This window comes from Nitrosomonas sp. Nm51 (genome assembly GCF_900111165.1).
Classification (GTDB): domain Bacteria; phylum Pseudomonadota; class Gammaproteobacteria; order Burkholderiales; family Nitrosomonadaceae; genus Nitrosomonas.
Map to the genome: position 1 here is coordinate 1 of NZ_FOGH01000064.1, position 12,683 is coordinate 12,683.

Consider the following 12,683-nt stretch of genomic DNA (forward strand, 5'->3'; position numbering starts at 1 on the left):
GCGATGCGCTGCCTTCTTTAGCCGAAATCGGCAAAACACAGAATCATACCGCACGCGTGACCCCGCCAGACAAAGCTGGTGAGTGGTTGCCATGGGTGCATATCGCCATTGGCAACCTTAAAACATTCTTGCTGGGAACGTATCATGGTGTGTCATCAGGCTACTTGCAAGAATATCTCAATGAGTTTTGCTACCGTTTTAATCGGCGAGCATGGGAAGCTGAATTACCTTCCCGTCTTCTAAATGCGTGTTTGTGTCATACTCAAATTAAACTGAAAATAGTTTAGAGGCATATATTTTTTTGTGTTATTCGAGGATGGATGCAACGATTGCCAACCGGGTGGTGGAACGGTTGCAGGCGGAAGGCTGGTCGGTATTTATCGACCGGAACACGCATGTCGGCCGCCGCTGGCATAAGGAAATCGAACGGGAACTGCATGCCGCCAGTGCAGTAGTTGTGCTCTGGTCGGCCAAGTCGCGTGACAGCGATTACGTGCTTGAGGAAGCTGAGTACGGCAAGCGCAAGGATATTCTGTTCCCGGCGTTTATCGAGAGGGTTGAATTTCCCTATGGATTTGGCCGCATCCAGACGGCCGACCTGATCGGTTGGGAAAACGGCCAGGATCATTCCGGATTGACGCAGTTGTTAATTCCATTGCGGCTGCATTTGAATGGCCAAGATTCTATTTCAACGTCTGCATCAGAGCCAATGCCGATTGCTGTCAAACCCAAACAAAGCATCACACCATCATTGCCCGCGCCGGGTCAGACGTTCCGCGACAAGCTGAAAACCAGCGGCGAAGGGCCATTGATGGTGGTTATTCCACCCGGGCGTGTTCTCATGGGGTCGCCGGAAGATGAGCCGAAGCGATCTAGTCGTGAGGTGCCGCAACACGAAGTTCGGATTGCACAACCGTTTGCGATAGGTGTTTATACGGTGACGTTTGATGACTACGATTACTTTTGTAAGCATGCTGGTCGGGAAATGCCGGAGGACAAAGGCTGGGGACGGGGAAACCGGCCTGTAATCAACGTTTCCTGGCGCGATGCGCAGGATTACTGTGCATGGCTCAGTGAACAGACTGGCCGTCATTACCGGCTGCCGAGTGAAGCCGAATGGGAATATGCCTGCCGTGCGGGCAAACAAACGCCGTACTATACAGGTGCTGATATTTCCTTAGGCCAGGCAAACTTTAACAGGAATGTTGGCAAGACAACACCGGTAGGCAGCTATCCCCCGAATGATTTCGGTTTGTACGATATGCATGGCAATGTCTGGGAATGGTGCCAGGATAGATGGCATGAAAATTATAAAGGCGCGCCATCTGATGGCTCGTCCTGGGAAAAAGGAAACAGCGAGGCTCGTGTGCTGCGTGGCGGTTCCTGGGACGATGGTCCGGAGCTCGTGCGTTCGTCGGCGCGTGTCAGCTTCCATCCAGTCCTCCGTTACGGCGCTATCGGTTTTCGGGTGTTGTGTTCGTCCCCCATCGAATAGTCGGTAGGATGTGCCGGCAAGGCGCATCAAATCGTGAACGATGCGCCTCCTGTCGTCGGCACATCCTACCCGATTATTGTTTGTAAAGTCGGGGTGAGGAACGACCCTCAACACCCTATCGAACACTGAAACGCCGGATGACTGTTCACGGATCATGGCTGACTATACCATGTGGAACGGCCACCGCCATGGCGAACCAGGAAGCCTTTCGCTACCAGCGAACCAAAGGTTGCTTTCAGCGTATTCGGGCTTGCCCCTGTCCCGCGCACCATGTCACGGGTTGTGACACGGCCATGATCCTGCACATAATCCAGGATTTTAACAGCCAGGTCTGACAAAGCAGACAAGGCGTTTTTCTCTCGTTCCACTTTCGTGGCAAGTCGGCGCTTCTGCTGCTGCAAAGCGCGCATGAAAAACATCAGCCAGGGTTGCCAGTTCGGTGTTTCGGTGCGGATGCTGCCCTGGGTCTGACGCAAGGCCAGATAGTAGCTTTCCTTGCTATTCTCAATGACGCTTTCAAGAGAGCTGTAAGGTACATAGGCATATCCGGCCTGCAACAGCAACAACGTGGTGAGTGCACGGCTCAAACGGCCATTGCCGTCCTGGAAAGGGTGAATTTCCAGGAACACGACGACAAAGATAGCGATCATCAACAGCGAATGCAGCCTGCCGGTTTCGCGGGTATCGCGCAGCCAATTGGCAAGCTCGGTCATCCGGCGCGGCGTATCAAAAGGCGTTGCCGTTTCGAATACAACGCCGATCATTTTTCCATCAGCGTCAAATGCACCGACATCATTGCGCACGGTTTTGTATTCACCGCGATGCCGCTCGTCTTTCTCGCTGTAGCGCAAAAGGTCACGGTGGAGTTGCTTGATATGGTTTTCGGTAACAGGAATGTCCTGCCAGGCTTGGAAGATCGTCTCCATGACTTCGGCATAACCGGCAACCTCCTGCTCATCACGTGTTTCAAATTTTTTGATTTTCAGCCGGCCTAACAGGCGTTCCACTTCACGATCGCTGAGCTTGCTTCCTTCGATACGGGTGGAAGAGCCGATGCTCTTAATCGTCGCGATGCGGCGCAAAGCCTTCAGCCGATCAGGCGCCAGCGTGCCAAGGGCGCGCCATGCGCCCTTGAACTCGTCAATCTCGGATAGCAAGGCGAGCAGTTCGTGGGTAAGCGGGATAGCGTCGGTTTTGATCATACCCGAATATATACCGGATTATACCGGAATGGCAACCGGGATAATGACCGGATCATACCGGAATAAATGAAGCGTGCGGCGCACAGTGGACTGTGGCACAGCACTTCAGTGTTCAGTGCGCCAGCGAACCGCTATTCGATGGGGGACGAACACAACACCCGAAAACCGAAAAGGCCGAGATGGTTGGCTGGATGGTAGTCGCTACGCGCCGACGAACGCACGAACCCCGGATTATCGAACCAGGAACCGCCGCGCAGCACACGATACTGTGTATCGTTGATATCGTCATTACAGCTTTGTTCGCTGCCGTCAAACTGTTCGCGCCAGTTTGAGCAGGTCCATTCCCAGACATTGCCCGACATGTCGTAGAGTCCGAATGCATTTGCAGCAAAACTGCCAACCGGCGCCGATTCTTTTTTATCCCATTGACTGCCGCAGCCATCGCAATTGGCATTGTTTTTGCTCACATCATCGCCCCAGGGATAAACTGTCTGCGTGCCGCCACGCGCAGCATATTCCCATTCCGCTTCGGTCGGTAAACGGCATTGCATATGTATTTGTTCACCAAGCCAGCTTACATACGCGGTGGCTTCAAACCAATTGATATTGACCACCGGCCGGTTGCCGCGCCCGCCTTTGGCGGTATTTGGAAATGCGACTTGCGTGTTATTTTGACGGTGCTGCTGCCAGACATAATAATCGTACTGCTTATAGGTCACTTCGGTGGCGCCGAGGTGAAAGGGCGCGGTGATCTGTACTGTTTTTCCGGGTACGCCAAAGTATTCCCCGTTTTCTCCCAGATTCGTGCTGAACGCGGTGCCCAGTTCACCCATGTCAAAGGTGCCGGCCGGGATCGGTTTGTCTGTCAGTACAGGCAGTACGGGATTACCAAAACGAAAACGCTGCAATGTCCAGATCATTTCCAGCGACAGATCATGCTTTTCAACCCACCAGAGTGACTCTGCGGCGTATAAGGCAACGCCTGAAAATATGGCAACAAGCGCGGCCTGCGTGCGCCTGCTCCAGGCAAGAAAACTGCCTTCGATACTGTCACGGGGAATCCGCAGTGCGCGGTATTTGTTGAGCCCCCAATAAGTCAGGTTCCACAAACGGCCGATACCCTTGCTCTGCTGCCAGCGTTTGCTCTCAAAGGCCAGCTGTTGGCGGTAAATGTCACGGTCACGGTTATTTTCAATATAGTCAAACAAGGCAGGCCAGTAACCTGTTTGTTTGCTTGTATATTCGTCCTTGCTATGCGCGCGGATCAGCGTTTCGTGAATCAAGTCGACATAGTGCTGTCCCGACTCCGTATTCAGTGTAATCAGCCGCAGCACGTTTTGATATTTGGTTTCCAGCTTGTCGATGTCGCGTTGTCCTGAAAGCATTTCGATGATACGTTTGCCGGATGCATCATCGCCATTACCCGCCACAAAGATGGCTTCATCCAGCGTAATGCGCTGGCGCGTGTGCCGCCCCTGGCCGTTAATGCGCGTCAGGCGCAGTAACAATTCGAGTGCTGCCAGCTTACCCTTGGGGACAGCCCGGTCAATACGCGCCAGCAGTCTGTCAGCCGCTTCACTGAGCATCCCTGCGATACCGCCCAATTGCCGGTAATAATCGCCGCTGAGTTTGTTGGGTTGCTGCTGATGCTGATACAACAATGTCAATGCATTTTCCACGAGCGGCAATGCGCCGATTTCATTCTCGGCATCTTTTAAAATAGCGGCCGAGACTTCCTGAACGTCCAGTCCGGCAAGGCGGGCGGGTTGTTCAATGACTTCCCGCAATCCTTTGATCGATATGGTTGGTAAAAAATAGCGTTTGCATTGGCGATTATAAATCGCTTGCAGATTCGGCAGATACTCAAAACGATCTAGAAAATCAGCGCGTACCGTGCTGACCAGAAACAGTGGGCAGTTGGTATCCTGTAATGCGTTAGCCAGCAGACTGTCAAATTGTTTGCGTAATGACGCTTCGGAAAAAGTAAACAGTTCTTCGAACTGATCGACGATCAAGAGGTAAGCGGTTTGCGCCGATGCTGTGTGATACGCTTTGATGGCGGAAGCCAGCGCATCCGGCTTTTCGAGTTGAATTTTGTTCGCCAACGCAATGCGTTCCAGCGGCGCACCGGTCAATCCATTGATGATCGCTTCCTGAAGGCTTTTTACCGGGTTTTTACCAGGCATCATGGGCCCCAGGATGCGCCAGTGATCATAGCCGGTACGCCCCCATAAGGCACCCTGTTCAATCATCGGCAGCATGCCCGCCTGAACCAGCGACGATTTACCCGAACCGCTGTTACCTTCAACCTGTAGCCAGCGATGATAAACTGACCCGCCGCTTTTGTTGAGTGCTTCCGGGTTGGTTCCCTGCTGATCACCGAGACAGGAAAGGGCTTCCAAAATTTCCTGGCGTCGTCCGAAGAATAACCCGGCGTCATTTCGGGTAAATGCGCTAAGCCCGAGGTAAGGACAGCGATCTTCCAGGATATGCCGGGAATCGATACGGATGCTGTGAGACAGAATGGCCGAAACCAAATCATCTGGTAGTGGATTTTGCGGTGTCCAGTGATCCGCTTGGAACAATTTTAGAAAAGGCGGCAATGCATCCGGTTGTGCCGCATCAAGCAGAATGGGAAAAATGGGCAGCCGTTGAGCATCGTCGTGTGGCGACAGATGCCGTGACAAAGCGACCTGGACTTCAGCGCCCACCCAGCGCTGAATGCCATCACGCCCGGCCAATAACACAAAAGCAGTACACTGCTGCAAGGCTTGTTCAAGCCGTGTTACCCAACGGTCACCGACACGAATGGAATCTTCATCCTGAAATACGCTGAGACCGGCCTGTTCTAACGCCATGCGCAAGGCAATGCATGCTTCACGGTCGGTGCGGTTGTAGCTGATGAAAACCTGTTTGCCTGGATTGGATTTTTCCTGCAGCATGGTTTGGTGATCAATTTAACGTAATGCTGATTGTATCCCGAATTGTCAATGTTCGTTCTTGATTACGGTAAATTTCTTCACCGAGAATCCTTTGTTATCTTGATAAGTTATGTGGCCATCTGTTCGCAATAGATTGGCGCATAGTCATTCATTTTTTGCCGTTAACGCATACAATCCGCAGCCAGTTGTTTCAGAACAGCGCGTAGCGCGTAGGTTGGGGTGAGGAACGAACCCCAACGCACAGCCAGCCTCAATCAAAGCCGTTGGCGCTCCTGCGTCACGCCAACCTACGGGTAGCTTTATAAACGTAAAGCGAGGCAGATGCGTAAAGCGTCATTCGTTTGATTATGTATTAGCGGAAACAGGTTTCAGCCAACAATTTCAGAGTAGTACGTTCCGGCTTACTGTAATGCAACCGGTATTTATCCTTGACACGCTGCCAGCGGTGGCCGTATTCGCACCAGAACGACTCGTTCGGCGGCAGCCATTCATGCGGGGCCTGGTCGGACTTGGCCTGGTTGGTGGCGTCATCGACGACGAGCAGGTTGTCATAATCGTTGGCGAAGGTGCGGCGTTGCGCGCGTGTCCATTTGTCCGCGCCATGCCGGTGTGCATGTGCGAGCGGTACGATATGATCGATGTCGACGTCGGCGGCGTTGGTAAATTTTTTGCCGGTATACGGGCCGATCCACAGCCCGGCTTTGACCGTACACCGGCGTGCATCTTTGAACTGTACAGGTATCCGGCTGGCTGCGATGAGCAGTTCCTGCCGCGTGTTCTGGCAATCCCTGTCTGCATCGATCCAGTGCGGCCAGTCTTTGCGTTGGTAGGGAGTTTTTATTGTCTGTACGCTGTCGGCCTGCTGTGCCTGCTTGCCAAGCTGCCGGCAACCGGACAGTGCGAGCAGTGTGAGCAAAATCAGCACGATAGCAAGTCTGACTGAAATTATAGTTTCGTTGTGATGGCGGCGCATGCGCAGTGTTCGAACAGTATTTGAATTTTTTCCGTGGATGGATTTAACAAAACATATGGGGTATGCTTGACCGCCAGTAAGACCATGCCGCAATTTAACACCGTCAATTAAGCATGCCGATGGTGAATCATCAATTTGAGTGTTTCCCGGAATAGATCTGAACCCATGAATGTATATCAAACACGTCTGTTATTAATCATTTTTCTTGCCGGCCTGTTTTGCAGCGCGGCTGCGCAGGGCGGTACTGAAATATTTCATCACCAGATGGATGTATCAATCAAGCCTGACACATCGGAAATCAGAGTTGTCGACCGGATTAAAGTCCCGCAGCATTATCTTGAAAGCGCATCAACGGAAATCCGCTTCAGCCTGCATGCGCATCTGACGATAGACGCCGTGAGCGGCGGCCAGATAGTGCCTGCTGTTGCAGGCACGCTGAAAGATGCACCTGTGCCTTTGCGGCATTATTTGCTGATGCCTGAATCCCTGTCTGAGCCGGTGACGCTGCATTACAGCGGCACCATTCATCACGCGGTACAGGAACCGGGACAGGAATACGCGCGCAGCTTCAGCTACACGCCGGGTGTGATTTCATCCGCAGGGGTTTTTCTGGCCAACTCGAGCGCCTGGTATCCACAGTTTAACGATCCGATGGTGTCGTTTCGTTTGAGTGTGCGTCTGCCTGCCGGATGGGATGCAGTCAGCCAGGGCTCGCTGGTCAGCGAACATGTCAGTGAATCGGGTACTGCCGTTACCTGGGAGGAGCAGAGTCCGCAGGATGACATTTATCTCGTTGCCGGGCGTTACCAGCGTTACAGCCAGCCTGCCGGCGCGGTGCAGGCGCTTGTGTATTTGCGCGAAGCCGATAAACCGCTTGCGCAAAAATATCTTGATGTCACCGCGCAGTATATCGGCATGTATAGCAAATTGATCGGGCCCTATCCCTATACCAAATTCGCGCTGGTCGAGAATTTCTGGGAAACCGGCTACGGCATGCCTTCGTTTACTCTGCTCGGGCCGAAGGTGATCCGCTTTCCGTTTATCCTGCATTCGTCGTATCCGCATGAAATTCTGCATAACTACTGGGGCAACGGTGTGTTCGTCGATTACGCAAAAGGCAACTGGGCGGAAGGGCTGACGGCGTATCTTGCCGATCATCTGGTCAACGAACAGCGCGGCAAGGGAGAGGAATACCGGCGCGATGTGCTGCAGAAATACGCCGATTTCGTCGGCAAGGAAAAGGACTTTCCGATCGCGCATTTCGTTGCGCGCCACAGTTCAAGCTCGGAGGCGGTGGGTTACGGCAAGACCATGATGTTTTTTCATATGCTGCGAAGACAAGTCGGCGATGAAACGTTTGCGCGAATGATGCGGCGGCTGTACAGCCAGTTCAAATTCAAGCAGGCGGGTTTTGACGATCTGCAAAATCTGTTCGACGAAATTGAACCGCATGATTTTTCATCATTCTTTGAGCAATGGGTGCATCGCACCGGTGCGCCTGAACTGGCATTGCAGGATGCTGTCGTAAATAAAACACCGGAGGGTTACACGCTAAAAGCCACGCTCAAACAAACTCAGCGTGACGGGGTTTACCGCTTGCGGGTGCCGGTTGCGGTTCATCTGCAGGGTCAAGCGCAGGCCTATCAGACGCAGGTGGATATGAACCGGCGCGAACATGAGATCGAGCTGGATTTTCAGGCACGGCCGTTACGTGTGGAAGCCGATCCGCAGTTTGATGTATTCCGGCGCCTGGACAGCCGTGAAATACCGCCGGCACTCTCACAGGGCTTTGGCGCCGAGACACCATTGCTGATTCTGCCCGCCGATGATGATGTTTCCACGATTCAGGCATATGAGCGACTGGCCGAAACCTGGCAGCGGACGCAACCGGGCCGGTTTGAAGTGAAGCGGGACGATCAGCTCGATCGTCTGCCGTCAGACCGCATGGTCTGGATCCTGGGCTGGCACAACCGTTTTGCCGGACGGGCGGCGGGCGCGTTGAATGAGCATGCGGTACAGTTTGAAGGAACGCAGTTGACACTGAATGAGCAGGTGTTTACGGATGATGCACATACAGTTGTGTTGACCGCGCGGCAGCCGTCCATGCCGGATAAAACAATACTGTGGGTGGCGGCGAACAGTCCGCTGGCCGTTAACGAGCTGGCCCGGAAGCTGCCGCATTACCGTAAGTACAGTTATCTGGCGTTCGCGGGTAATGAAGGCGAGGCTCTGGTGAATATCCATAAAGGCCAGTGGCCGGTCATTGAATCGCCGCTGTCAGTGGTTGTCCGGCAACCCGGTGGTGAATCCGCCGATGTCACATATACGGCCAGGCTGGAAAAACGTGCGGCGCTGGCGCAGCTGCCGCCGGTTTTTTCGGCCAGCCGTATGATGACGGACATTACGCATCTGGCCAGCGAGGCGTTGATGGGGCGCGAGCTGGGCAGCACCGAACTTGACGAGGCTGCAGAGTATATTGCACAGCAGTTTCAGCAGGCAGGTCTGCAACCCGGCGGTGATGGGGACGGCTATTTTCAGACCTGGCAGCAGGATGTCGGCGCGCCCAAAGGTGTAATCACTTTGCGCAATGTAGTCGGCATTCTGCCCGGCAGAAATCCGCAATTGTCGAAAGAAAGCATTGTGATCGGCGCGCATTACGATCATCTCGGCACGGGGTGGCCGGACGTGCGCAGCGGTAATCAGGGAAAAATTCATTATGGCGCGGACGATAACGCCAGCGGTGTGGCAGTTATGCTGGAACTGGCGCGTCAGGTTGCTGCAACATGGCAACCCGAACGCAGTATCGTATTTGTTGCTTTTACCGGCGAAGAATCGGGATTGCTGGGATCGAAGCGTTACATTCACCATATGCAAAGCTACCCGGCTGAAAAAATAACAGCCATGTTGAACCTCGACACCGTAGGCCGTCTGGATGCACACCCGGTGACAGTACTGGGCGCGGGCAGCGCGCAAGAACTGGTGCATGTTTTGCGCGGCGCAGGTTTTGTAACGGGTATTCCTGTTAATGCAGTGCTTGACGACTTCGGATCCAGCGACCAGACTGCGTTTATCGAAGCAGGCATACCAGCGGTGCAGTTTTTTGCGCGGGCGCATGAAGATTATCATGCGCCAGGCGATACAGCAGATAAAATCGATGACGCCGGACTTATCAAAATCGCGGCTGTGCTCAAGGAGACGGCTGAATATCTGGCCAGCCGAATCGAGCCGTTGACTGTGACGCTGCAATCCGGCAATGCACGGAGCGCGCAACAGACGGACGAACCCAAAGTCAGGCGTCGCGCTCGGCTGGGTACCGTGCCTGATTTTGCGTACCGGGGTCAGGGTGTCCGTGTCGACAGCGTAATAGCCGGTACGCCTGCTTACCACGCTCGGCTGCAAACAGGCGACATTCTCATGCAACTTGCTGACCGGCAGATCAGCGATTTGGCTTCCTATTCCGAAATTTTGAAAACGCTGGAAGCAAGGCAGGCTGTCGAATTACACTATCAGCGCGAAGGGCAGGCGCATATGGTTGAAATTATTCTGGATGCGCGTTGATTGCTTGTTTTACAGCTGCCTATGTTAGGGGGTGCCGTCATGTGTTATGTGCAATTATGCACGTGTAGAATATAGCCATAGCTATGTTCAAGTGCCTTGGACAAACAGAATTGTACATAACGCATGACGGCACCCTCTGATGAGCTTTCGTAAAACAATTTTGCTCCCGGATAAAACAGCGCAAGATAAATCAGATTATTGATTTTAAAAGGTATAAATACTGCTCTGCGTACGAAATGTATCAGCATCAGGTGGCGACAGAAGCCAAAAAAACCGTATTTATTAACAGAATGAACCGATCTGGCGCCGATTGCAGCTGCCGGTGGGGCAGATGCGTTTACGTGTTTTGATTGTGATTTTAAATTAAAGCGTATATGTTTGCCGTGTTTTATTCAGTGAAAAGTAAAACAGAATCCATTAAAATAACGAGAAACAAACAAATTGTTCATCCAGCCTGTCGAGGGGAAACGTTGCCAGCATACCGTTTTTTTATTTTTATTGTCTCTGGATTTTTCATGAAACTTAACATTCTTGTTTTTCTACTGGTACTTGGTCTGACTGCGTGCGCCCAGCTTTCCATGCGGGATGGTGGTGAGCAAGCGGGAAAATCCAGCCAATCTGCAAAAGCCGCTGATTCCGGCAATTCCAGTCCTGATGACGAAGACGAACAAATCGATGAAACGAAACTTCCCAAGCTGGAACTGACCGCACCAATTTTATTTGATTTTCTGCTTGCCGAAGCTGCATTACAGCGCGCCAATCTCGAGATCGCTGTCAGCCGTTACCTGAAACTCGCGCATACTACACGCGATCCGCGCATTGCCAAACGTGCCAGTGAAATTGCCTTGCATGCGCGTCAGCCGTTTGCCGCGGAGAAAGCAGCTTCGATGTGGGTCGAGTTTGATCCGGATTCGCTTGATGCGCGCCAGACGCTTGCTGCGATGCTGGTTAACCTCGGTAAACTGGATGCGGCTTTTCCGCATCTGGAGATGTTACTGGCTTCGGACAGGAAAAATGTCGGCAATGCGTTCATGCAGCTTAATCAACTGTTATCCCGTAATTCGAATAAAAGCGAAATATTGCGGTTGATAGAGAAGCTGGCGGTGCCGTATCCAAAGTTACCGGAAGTGCATTTTGCCATTTCTCAGGCGGCTTGGTTTGCCGGGGAATATGAGACCGCGCAAACCGAAATGGAGCAGGCGCTTTCCCTGCGTCCAGACTGGGAGATTGCCGCCGTGCAGAACGGCAGGATGCTGCAGCGTCATTCCAATATTGATGCCGCGAATTTTTACCGCGCTTATCTCAAAAAATATCCCGAAACAACTGAAGTGCGTATCGCTTATACACGGCTTTTGGTTGAATTGAACGAAAAGGAACTGGCGCGCAAGCAGTTGCGGGATTTGTTTGAAAAGAATCAGAAAGATGCCGAAGTCATGGTGGCAATTGGATTGATTTCAACAGAGTTGTACGACTTTGACATGACCGAGATCAGTCTAAAGAGAGCGCTGGCTCTGGGATATAAGGATACCAGCGCCATTTATTTTCATCTGGCCAGAGTTTACGAGGAAATGCAGCAGACTGATCTGGCGATGGAGTTTTACCGCCAGATCAGGCGGGGCGGCCGTTATCTGCCGGCACAGATTCGCTATGCTGATTTGCTGGCGCAAAAGGGGCAGCTGGATGATGCGCGTTTGCATATCCAGCAGTTGCCGGCAGCCAACGACCAGCAAACTGCACATTTGATTCTGGCTGAAGCGCAGATCTTGCGGCGGGCAGGGTCGCATCAGGAAGTGTTCAGGATACTCGACCGTGGACTTGAAAAACTGCCCGATTATCCTGAGCTGCTGTATGACCGTGCGCTGGCGGCGGACAAAATCGGCAAATTCGAAATTCTTGAAAAGGATTTGCGAAAACTGATCGAACTCAAGCCGGATAACGCGCATGCCTATAATGCGCTGGGATACAGTTTTGCTGAGCGCGGGCTGCACTTGCCCGAGGCTTTGCAACTGATTAAAAAAGCGGTTGAATTATCTCCGGATGATCCGTATATCATGGACAGTCTGGGCTGGGTTTATTACCGTATGGGTAATATTTCAGACGGACTGAATTATTTAACCCGCGCTTTCGCGATCAGCCGGGATAGTGAAATTGCGGCGCATCTGGGCGAAGTGCTGTGGACGCAGGGTGCGCGCGAAGACGCTGAAGATGTCTGGCGGTCCGCGCTTGAAAGAGATCCGGGAAATGAAGTTTTGCTGGAAACCATAGAGCGCCTGAAAAAGTGACCTGCGCGAGATTACGGGAACGCTTCGTGGAGAGCTTGTCAGCATCCATGGATTGCGTTGTGCCCGCTGCGCCTCCAGGACAATACAAACAGTTCAGCGTTTAAACTCCAGCAATTGATGCAACATCCGGCTAGGCCTGCCTATTACCCGTAATTATTGACTGGACATTTAATCTGTTTTCATGCAGGATGAGTAGCATGAAAACACAAAACCTAATAAAAAGCACTTTAT

7 protein-coding genes are annotated in these 12,683 nt (G+C 52.5%); 4 read left to right on the forward strand and 3 right to left on the reverse strand.

Features of this window, described 5'->3' with window-relative positions; genetic code table 11:
• Together BMY60_RS13620 and BMY60_RS13625 are read left to right on the forward strand one after the other, a co-directional pair.
• On the forward strand, window positions 1-287 hold a 287-nt coding region (locus tag BMY60_RS13620), incomplete at its 5' end, for a transposase (protein ID WP_143057455.1).
• Between the two features lie 14 nt (window positions 288-301).
• Window positions 302-1,495, forward strand: coding sequence for an SUMF1/EgtB/PvdO family nonheme iron enzyme (locus BMY60_RS13625; protein ID WP_256250853.1), 1,194 nt, complete (start codon window positions 302-304; stop codon window positions 1,493-1,495).
• Window positions 1,496-1,647: 152 nt separating this feature from the next.
• Here the strand turns inward: BMY60_RS13625 and BMY60_RS13630 are convergent, their stop codons facing one another.
• The 3 genes from BMY60_RS13630 to BMY60_RS13640 form a co-directional block, all read right to left on the reverse strand.
• Complete coding sequence (locus BMY60_RS13630; protein ID WP_090334367.1) at window positions 1,648-2,697, reverse strand: Fic family protein; 1,050 nt, start codon at window positions 2,695-2,697, stop codon at window positions 1,648-1,650.
• A 131-nt stretch (window positions 2,698-2,828) separates the two neighbouring features.
• Window positions 2,829-5,639 (reverse strand): nSTAND1 domain-containing NTPase, encoded by a 2,811-nt coding sequence (locus tag BMY60_RS13635; protein ID WP_090334369.1) that lies wholly within the window; start codon window positions 5,637-5,639, stop codon window positions 2,829-2,831.
• Between the two features lie 352 nt (window positions 5,640-5,991).
• The gene (locus tag BMY60_RS13640) at window positions 5,992-6,612 is read right to left on the reverse strand and encodes a GmrSD restriction endonuclease domain-containing protein (protein ID WP_090334373.1); all 621 of its coding nucleotides are present in this window, start codon (window positions 6,610-6,612) and stop codon (window positions 5,992-5,994) included.
• Window positions 6,613-6,777: 165 nt separating this feature from the next.
• Between BMY60_RS13640 and BMY60_RS13645 the strand changes: the two genes are divergently transcribed.
• Window positions 6,778-10,170 carry a M20/M25/M40 family metallo-hydrolase gene (locus tag BMY60_RS13645; protein WP_090334370.1) on the forward strand — a complete coding sequence of 1,131 codons (3,393 nt, stop codon included), beginning with the start codon at window positions 6,778-6,780 and terminating at the stop codon, window positions 10,168-10,170.
• A 515-nt stretch (window positions 10,171-10,685) separates the two neighbouring features.
• Window positions 10,686-12,452: a tetratricopeptide repeat protein gene (locus BMY60_RS13655; protein WP_090334374.1), complete on the forward strand. Its 1,767-nt coding sequence runs from the start codon at window positions 10,686-10,688 to the stop codon at window positions 12,450-12,452.
• The last annotated feature ends 231 nt before the right edge of the window (window positions 12,453-12,683 follow it).